This is a genomic window from Roseovarius halophilus (ex Wu et al. 2025), from assembly GCF_047086965.1.
On the sequence record NZ_JBKOTX010000389.1, the window covers coordinates 1 to 2,568 of the forward strand.

Genomic DNA, 2,568 nt, shown 5'->3' on the forward strand with positions numbered 1-2,568 from the left:
GGACTAAGCCGCTCCGCGGCATTGGTGCCTGTGGCGGATGTGGTGAACTGGGCAATCCGGCACGCATTTTGTGATCTCGGGGATCTGGCTGACGATTGGGGCCTTCTCAATCATCAGTCAGGAGGTTCCCATGACAGAGAAGCGAGTAAGCCCGCTGCGCCAGCGGATGATGGAAGACATGCGTATCCGGGGCATGGGCGACAAAGCCCAGAAGGCTCACATACGGGCGATCAAGGATTTCGCGGCCTTCCTTGGCCATTCGCCTGATACCGCAACGCCAGAAGAACTGCGCGCCTATCAGCTTCATATGACCAACGTTGGGGTCACACCGTCAACCTTCAATGCCCGGATCGTGGCGCTCAGGTTCTTCTTCGGCATGACCTGCGGGCGAGAGGAGATGAAGCGCTACATGCAATTCCGCACCGAACCGCGGAAGCTGCCGGTCGTTCTCAGCGTCGAAGAGGTGTCCGACATCCCGATGGCGGCACCTGGGCCAGGGCTGAAGTATCGGGCCGCGCTCAGCATCTCATACGGTGCCGGGCTCAGGGCGGCTGAGGTCTGTAACCTCAAGATCGGCGACATCGACAGCGATCGGATGCTGATCCATGTTGAACTGGGCAAAGGGCAGAAAGACCGCAAGGTTATGCTGTCGCCGGGACTGCTGGACTTGCTGCGCACATGGTGGCGCGAGGCGCGCCCGGAAGGTTGGCTGTTTCCCGGCAAGCCCAAGATCAACCCGATCTCACCGCGGCAACTGAACCGGGCGTTCACATCAGCCAAACATATGGCTGGCGTCACCAAGCCTGCGACCTTGCACACGTTGCGGCACAGCTTCGCCACGCATTTGCTGGAAGCCAACACCGACGTGCGCGTCATTCAGGTGCTCCTCGGCCACGCCAAGCTGACGACCACTGCACGATACACCCATGTGGCCACCAAGACGATCCGCGATACCGTCAGCCCCTATGAGATGCTGGCCAGGTTGCAGGATCAGACAGTAAAGCGAAGCCTGGAGTGACCGGTCCGGGCGTTGCCCCGGCCCAGGCTGGAGATCGCTGATATCTTCCGCGCTCATGGTCCTGCGTGGCGGCGGGCCAATGCGGGGCGTTTCAGCCTGTCACAGCTCAAAGTGATGTCATCCATCGAAGCCTGCCGGACCGAGGCGCTCGGCGGGCATGTGGCGGGCTGTGCCAAATGCGGCCATCATCACATCGCCTATAACTCCTGCAAAAACAGACACTGCCCCAAGTGCCAAGGGCCAGCGGCGCGCGACTGGATGGAGGCCCGCGCCGAAGACCTGCTGCCCGTGGAGTATTTCCACGTCGTCTTCACGCTGCCCGCCGAGATTGCGCAGATCGCCTATTGGAACAAGAAGGCGGTCTACGGGCTGCTGTTCAAAGCGTCGGCCGAAACGGTGATGACCATCGCCGCCGATCCCAAGCGCATGGGCGCGAAGGTGGGTCTGACCAGCGTCTTGCACACTTGGGGGTCTGCCATGACCCACCATCCGCATATCCACATGATCGTACCGGGCGGCGGCCTGTCGCCTGACGGTGCCAGGTGGGTCGCCTGCCGCCCCGGGTTCTTTTTGCATGTGCGGGTGTTATCGCGCCTGTTCCGGCGCCTGTTTCTGGAAGGGCTGATGGATCTGCATCGCGCCGGACGGCTTGCCTTCTTCGGCGATCTCGAACGGCTGGCGCATGCAGATGCCTTCGCCACTTGGCTCGCTCCGTTCCGCAAATCCGAATGGGTGGTCTATTCCAAACCGCCCTTTGGCGGCCCAGAGGCCGTGCTCGCCTATCTGAGCCGATACACCCACCGCGTGGCGATCTCGAACCATCGCCTGGTCAGTGCCGACGCCGACACCGTGGCCTTCCGCTGGAAGGACTACCGCGTCAAGAATGGCGACCGCCAGAAAGTCATGCGCCTCGCCACGCCAGAGTTCATCCGCCGATTCCTGATCCACGTCCTTCCTGACAGGTTCCACCGCATCCGCCACTACGGCCTGCTGGCCAGCAGCGCTCGCAAAGCCAATCTCACCAAAATCCGCAAACTGCTCTGCGTCCAGCCACCAGATCAGGCAGATGCCCAAGACGCTGAGCCAGACGTCACCCCGCTCACGCTGCGTGAACCATGCCCATGCTGCGGGGGCCCCATGCGCATTATCGAGATCTTTCTGCGCGGGCAGACACCGATGTCGCGGGCCCCACCGAGGGAGCAGGCCGCATGACCGACCGCCCGTCACAGATCATCAACACATGCTGGCTGCACCCCACAGGCCCGGCCCAAGCCATCTGCGCCGATAAGGTATCAGCACGGTCCCAGACCACAAAACCGACCAGCCCGGCGGGCAGCGCTTGGCGACTGGGATGGGAAGCCCGCATCCGCAGCCTCGTGCAAAAGGCCAAACGGCCCGGTGAAACCGCCGTCGCATCAACCGTCAGCGCACTTTACCCATAGCATCACCAAGACCCTCGCGGCTTCGACCTTGGGAGGTTTTCCAACGCGGGTCGTCCGCCCACCAAGACACAACCCTCACGCCGCGACCCGCATCAGAAAACCTTCACC

At 62.4% G+C, this 2,568-nt stretch carries 2 protein-coding genes; both read left to right on the forward strand.

The window, feature by feature from the left end; all coding sequences use genetic code 11:
* Positions 1-130: 130 nt before the first annotated feature.
* A complete protein-coding gene (locus ACH107_RS31950) occupies positions 131-1,018 on the forward strand; it encodes a tyrosine-type recombinase/integrase (protein WP_412509653.1) in 888 nt (295 codons plus the stop codon).
* Between the two features lie 12 nt (positions 1,019-1,030).
* Complete coding sequence (locus ACH107_RS31955) at positions 1,031-2,230, forward strand: IS91 family transposase (RefSeq protein ID WP_412509654.1); 1,200 nt, start codon at positions 1,031-1,033, stop codon at positions 2,228-2,230.
* The last annotated feature ends 338 nt before the right edge of the window (positions 2,231-2,568 follow it).